This window comes from Corallococcus terminator, from assembly GCF_003611635.1.
GTDB lineage: Bacteria > Myxococcota > Myxococcia > Myxococcales > Myxococcaceae > Corallococcus > Corallococcus terminator.
The window spans coordinates 1-5,127 of the sequence record NZ_RAVZ01000492.1 but is presented as its reverse complement, the minus strand read 5'-3'; the positions used below and the strand labels follow the sequence as shown (position 1 = coordinate 5,127).

Sequence of the window (5,127 nt, the reverse complement as noted above, 5' to 3'; positions counted from 1 at the left end):
GAGTGCCCGGGCGTGTCAGGTTCACCAGATATGTCTGGTGGGGCGTCGGGTGGACGAAACCCGACATGCACACTGCGCACGGAGGCCCAGGCGCCGTAAGGTGCGAGCCTCGGTGGCTGTCGATGTCGTGGAGGGGTCATGCACGAGTGGTTGGAGGCACTGCGCAAGTCGGCGAAGGCGACCTCGGAGGGTGTGCTGGCGGAGGAGATCCGCCGCGCCGAGACGGAGTGTGGCGTCCCGTTCCCGGGGGAGCTCACGGACCTGTACCTGACGCTCAACGGCGGTGAGTTCGAGGGCGAGGTGCGCCTGTACCCGCTGAAAGGGGCGGAAGGGGCGCCCAGCGTCCTGGAGAAGACCCGGCTGATGCTGGTGGGCCTGCCCGCCGCCGGCGTGTGGCGCTTCGGGCTGAAGGGGCCGCACCGCCACCTGTTCGTCGCGCGCAAGTCCGCGATGGAGGAGCAGGGGGATGGGGGCGTGCCGCTGCCCGGATGGGTGGACGCGCTGGAAGGGGACGACTGGGTCTTCGGCACCTGGGAGAACGAGAAGAAGGAGATGCGGCTGTACCGCACGCTCAAGGACATGCTCGAGGTGCTGGTTCCGCCCGTCGAGGTGGAGAGCTTCGGGGAGCGCACCTTCGCGCGAGCCCTGAACGCCGTGTTGCAGGGAGCGCTGTCCGGCGCCGCGGCCGAGGAGGGCGAAGCGTCGCCCCCCAACGAACGCAACCGCGACTATTCGAGCGACCTGGCCGCCCTGGCCCGCGAGGTCGAGGAAGCCGAAGAGGCGGAGGACGAGGACGAGGACGAAGCGTCCGGTGCCGGTGCCTCCGACGACGGCGATGAAGCCGGGGCCTCCGCTGACGAGACCGAAGTCTCCGACGAGGACGACGGCTCTGGAGCCGATGAGGAGGAGTTGGAGGCCGGGGAAGTCGAGCAGGAGGAACTGGTCACGGAGTCCAAGCCAGCGCGTCCCGCGGTGAAGAAGGCCCGGCCTTCCGCATCCCGCCCGGCGGCTGAAGTGTCCGCGGGAAGCACGCGCAAGGCCGCCGCGAAGAAGGCGTCCACCCCGCGCAAGGCCGCTGGCAAGAAGTCCGCCGCGAAGAAGACGGCTCCTGCTCGGGGCGCCGCGAAGAAGGCCACGGGCAAGGCCGCAGCGAAGAAGGCAGCTCCTGCTCGGGGCGCCGCGAAGAAGGCGGCTCCTGCTCGGGGCGCCGCGAAGAAGGCCACGGGCAAGACCGCCGCGAAGAAGGGCGCCGCCCAGAAGCGTGGCACCACCGCGAAGAAGGCCACGGGCAAGGCCGCCGCGAAGAAGGGGGCTGCCCAGAAGCGGGTCGGCGCTGCCGCGAAGAAGTCCGTCGCGAAGAAGGGCGCTGGCAGGTCGGCGGGGGGCCGCAAGCCCACGGCGAAGAAGTCCGCGCGTCGTCGGTCCTGAGCCACACCACGACGGTGGGAGGGGCCCCCCGGGGCTCCTCTTGAAACAAAGGGCGCGTCTCCCTCCCGGGGGGACGCGCCCTTCCTTCAACCGCCACCGGCTTGAGGCCGTCTACCCCTCGGGAAGCAGGTCGGGCGTCTGCGCACGCGGGCCCGGGTCATCGGGCTGCGCGGTCAGCTCCCGCTCCTCCTCTTCCTCTTCATCTCCCCGGCGGAACTCGTGGATCTGATCCGGAAGGATGTCCCGGGCCTCCGCCTCCTCCTCCATCGGGGGGGACAGGGCCATGTCCTGGTCCGAGATGTTGATTTCCTCCTCCCCGGTCATCGGGTTGCGATGGCGCAGCGAGGTGGACTCGCCCACATCCTCGTCTCCGAGCTTGTTGAATCGCATGGGGTCTCCTCGACAGGGAGGGTTGAGAAAGCTTCCGTGTCCCCAGGAAAATGGGCCCCCGGGGCGGGGCCGGCAATCCGAGCCGGCCGCCTGCCTGCCGGGCCCGTCCCGCGTCAGCGAGGGGCTGCCGGTGGCCGGCTGTTGAGGCTGCCGGGCTCCACTTCCAGCACCACCATCGCCAGCGCGAGCACCCGGGAGAGCGTCTCGCGCAGCGTGTAGCGCCAGGGGGTCGCGCGGCCCTCGTCCGCCGCCACGCCCCACGCGTCGATGCCCACCGAGTTGGCGATGAACAGCGCCCGCGACAGGTGGAAGCGCTGGGTGACGAGCACCGCCCGGTTCGCGCCGAACACCGTGTGCGCCCGCAGGCAACTGTCGTAGGTGGACAGCCCCGCCTCGTCGCCCAGCACCACCGCGTCCGGCACGCCGCGCTCCACCAGGTAGCGCCGCATGGCCCGCGTCTCGTCGTGGAAGGGCGCGGAGTTGTCCCCGCTCACCAGCAGCGCCCGCACCTTGCCCTGCCGCCAGAGCGCGATGGCCGCGTCCAGCCGCTGCGCCAGCACCGGCGAGGGCACCGCGCCCGGCGCCAACCCCGCCCCGAACACCAGCGCCAGGGGCGCCTCGGGGGCCCCGGCCAGCGGCACGATGCGGCCCTGGTAGCGCAGGCGTACGAAGTGGGACAGGCCCAGCACGACGGCGACGCCCAGGCCCAGCAGCGCGACGAGCACCGCGGCCACCGCCAGCATCACGGAGGTGCGCGAACCGCGGGGGGACTCGGACGCATCGAAGGTGTCCGGCCCGTCATCCTCGTCGAACCCCTGCGCGTCGTCTTCGTCCTCGGCCTCGACGGCAGCGGCGCGGAAGCCCTTCCGGAGCGGCCGGCGCTGCGACTGGAAGCCCATGGTGGATTCGTCGTCATCCGGATCCGACGACCGGCCCGGCGTTGGATCCGTCTTGCCTGCCCCGGACATGCCCGGGTCGGTGCTGAAGCGCTCGTCGTCCTGGGGGGACGGACGCGGCGGAGCGCGGACGTTGCGCGCCCCTGGATTCACGGGCGGAGCGGAGCGGTTCGCGTCGCTGGACAGCGTCCCCGGACGTCGAGCCCCCGGGCCCCCGCGTCCCTCCTCGACCGACGGACCCGGAGGCCGACGGGAGGAATCCGCGCGCCCGTCATCTCCGCCAGGAACGCCCATGCGCCGGGGCCCCGAGGCCAGCGGTTCAGAACGACCGTCATCCCCGCCAGGAACGCCCATGCGCCGGGGCCCCGAGGCCAGCGGTTCAGAGCGTCCATCGTCCCCCGGGGGCACGCCCATGCGCCGGGGTCCCGAAGCCAGCGCTTCGGAGCGACCGTCATCGCCAGGGCCACCGCCCGGCCGGCGCGAGCCCGGAGGCGGTGGCGGTGACGAGCGCTCGTCCGAAGCGTGCGGAGGCGTCCGACGCGGAGAGGGCGAGAACGGGTCGCCATCCACCGGACCGCGCGGCATGGCCACGCCCGGCGAGGACATCCGGCGAGCGCGATCCGCCTCCCCACGCTCCACCGGAGGCGAGGGACGCGGCGGCGGTTCCGCGGCGGCCCCACCCCTGCGCACCGGCGCGGGCACGACGCCCCGGGGCCGGCGCGCACGCAGCGGCACGGTGGAGTCCGCGTCTTCGTCCTCTTCGTCCTGCAACGTCTCCGGCTCCAGCACCGGCTCCAGGTGCCGGCGCGGCGGGTACGCACCGGGCATCGTCCCGACGGCGGTGGACTCGTCGAAGTCCTCGTCCTCCTCGTCGTCGTAGTCGCGCGTGGGCAGGTCGCGAGGCCGCGCCATCTGCGTCTCGGGCTCGCCGTCCTTCTCGTCGTAGGCGCGCAGCACCGCGCCTTCCCGCGTGGGCCTCCGCGCGGGCGGCCGAGCCACGAGCCCCGCGGGCGTCACCGCGCCAGGGCCCGTCCGGGGCGGCACCCGGCCCAGCCCGGACGCGGAGCCCCCCAGGGGCAGCGTGCGCGCGGCGGTGTCCTCCACCTCATCCGACAACGGCAGCGTGCGCGCGGCGGTGTCCTCCACCTCCGACGGCAGCGGCAGCGTGCGCGCGGCGGTGTCCTCCACCTCTGACGCCAGCGGGAGCGTCCGGGCCGACGTGTCCTCCGGCAGGTCCGGAACCGGCGGGGGCGGAGGCGTCCGCAGGGACGGCAGCGGAACGGTGGCCTCGTGCCGGCCCGCGCGCTTCGCCGGCGGGATGTGCAGCACCGTGCGCTCGTCGGCCTCCCCGAGCAGGCGCGCGATGTAGTGCGGGATGTCCAGGCTCTGCTTGAGCACGCCGGAGGCGAGGAACGCGTCCAGGTCCGCCCTCACGGCGGAGGCCCGCTGGTAGCGCTGGGTGCGGTCCTTCACCAGGCACCGCATCACGATGCGCGACAGCTCCTCCGGATAGTCCGGGCGCACCAGGTGCGGCGGCGTCGCCTCCTCGTGGCGGATGGCGTAGAGGATGCCCTCCGTGGTCTGCCGGGAGAAGGGCTGCTTGCCGGTGGTGATTTCGTACAGCATCACCCCGAGCGCGTAGATGTCCGCCCGGTGATCCAGCCGCTCCTGCATGATCTGCTCGGGCGACAGGTAGAGGAACTTCCCCTTGATGACGCCCGGCTTGCTGCGCTCCATGAACGCGCCGGCCTTGGCGATGCCAAAGTCGACGAGCTTCACGCGCCCGTCGTAGCTGATCATCACGTTCTGGGGACTGACGTCCCGGTGGATCAGCTCCAGCGGCCGGCCATCCACGCCCCGGCTGAAGTGCGCATGATCCAGGCCCGACGCGATGTACGCGCAGATCCTCGCCGCGACCCCGTAGGGCAGGCAGGAGCCGAACTTGGCCTCCTCCACGAGCACGCGGCGCAGGTCGACGCCCTCCACGTACTCCATGCAGATGAAGATGTTGTCGCCCTCCTTCCCCAGCTCGTGCACCTGCACGACGTTGGGGTGGTGGAGCTGGGCGGCGATGCGCGCCTCGTCCAGGAACATCTGGACGAACTCCGGCTCCTCCGACAGGTACGGGAGGATCCGCTTGATGACCACCAGCTCCTGTGACGGAGGCTTGTGCGCCAGGAACAGCTCCGCCATCCCGCCCAGCGCGAGGCGCTTGATGAGCAGGTACTTTCCGAACGGGGTGGCCGTCTGGGGCGAGCTCAAGGACGTGGAGGGTGTGCGTCTGCGGGTGGGACCAAGAACTGCTACCGGAGCCTACCTGCATTCCAGGCCCGGGGGGAGCCGGCCGACCCGCCCGGGTAACGACTCTAGGCAACCCGGCGTCCTCACGCGAACTTTCAGGCCCTCCCTGCCC

Annotated in this window: 3 protein-coding genes; 1 reads left to right on the top strand and 2 read right to left on the bottom strand. The window is 72.1% G+C overall.

Annotation, left to right across the window (positions count from 1 at the left end):
- Positions 1-138 precede the first annotated feature (138 nt).
- Positions 139-1,428, top strand: a complete 1,290-nt coding sequence (locus D7V88_RS38750; RefSeq protein WP_120545554.1) for an SMI1/KNR4 family protein — start codon at positions 139-141, stop codon at positions 1,426-1,428.
- Between the two features lie 111 nt (positions 1,429-1,539).
- Here D7V88_RS38750 and D7V88_RS38745 read toward each other — a convergent pair whose 3' ends face one another.
- Together D7V88_RS38745 and D7V88_RS45325 are read right to left on the bottom strand one after the other, a co-directional pair.
- Positions 1,540-1,818: a hypothetical protein gene (locus D7V88_RS38745; protein ID WP_120545553.1), complete on the bottom strand. Its 279-nt coding sequence runs from the start codon at positions 1,816-1,818 to the stop codon at positions 1,540-1,542.
- Between the two features lie 113 nt (positions 1,819-1,931).
- A complete protein-coding gene (locus D7V88_RS45325; RefSeq protein ID WP_279636141.1) occupies positions 1,932-4,976 on the bottom strand; it encodes a protein kinase domain-containing protein in 3,045 nt (1,014 codons plus the stop codon).
- Between the last annotated feature and the right edge of the window lie 151 nt (positions 4,977-5,127).

What these genes read in the sequence shown, in the direction of transcription:
- D7V88_RS38750 (WP_120545554.1), top strand. Translation starts at nt 139, where the DNA reads ATGCACGAGTGGTTGGAGGCACTGCGCAAGTCGGCGAAGGCGACCTCG.
- D7V88_RS38745 (WP_120545553.1), bottom strand. Translation starts at nt 1,818, where the DNA reads ATGCGATTCAACAAGCTCGGAGACGAGGATGTGGGCGAGTCCACCTCG.